At 71.9% G+C, this 633-nt stretch carries 1 protein-coding gene; it reads left to right on the top strand.

The window, feature by feature from the left end:
* On the top strand, window positions 1–548 hold a 548-nt coding region (locus ACFR9S_RS10880; RefSeq protein WP_379818629.1), incomplete at its 5' end, for an oligopeptide/dipeptide ABC transporter ATP-binding protein.
* Between the last annotated feature and the right edge of the window lie 85 nt (window positions 549–633).

Here is a 633-nt window from a genome sequence, read left to right as displayed (position 1 = left end):
CCGACCTGCTGATCGCCGACGAGCCGACGACCGGGCTGGACGTGAGCGTGGAGGCGGGCATCGTCGACCTGTTCCGCGAACTCGTCGCCGAACGGGAGATGTCCCTCCTCCTTATCAGCCACGACCTCGGCGTGGTCTCCCAGCTCTGTCGGCGGATCATGGTGATGTACGCCGGCCGGATCGTCGAGCGCGGCAGCCGGAAACAGCTGCTCGGCTCGCCGCGGCACCCCTACACGCAGGCGTTCCTCCGCAGCGTCCCCGACGTTGACGAGCGCCGCGATCTGGACCCGATCGGCGGCTCGCCGCCTGACCTCGCCGACCCGCCCGCAGGCTGTCGGTTCCACCCGCGCTGTGCCGCCGCGGAAGCCGGACTCTGCGACGGCCAAGCGCCGCCGACGGTCCGGTTCGACGACGGGGACGCGACCGGCGGGGGCGACGACCGCCACGAGGCGACCTGTTACGCCTACACCGATTCCCACCCCGGCGGCGACGACTACGACCGGTCGGCCGTGGCGTCGATCGAGTGGACCGAGGAGGTGGAGGAGTGAGCGACCCGCTGCTCTCGGTCCGGGACCTGAAGCGCCACTACCCCGTCCGGTCGGGGATCCTCAAGCGGCAGACGGGGGCGGTCCG

Origin of the sequence: Halolamina salina, assembly GCF_042678005.1 — an archaeon.
Lineage (GTDB): Archaea > Halobacteriota > Halobacteria > Halobacteriales > Haloferacaceae > Halolamina > Halolamina salina.
Note: the sequence above shows the minus strand (reverse complement) of the source record. Positions and strands in the feature narration are given on the sequence as shown.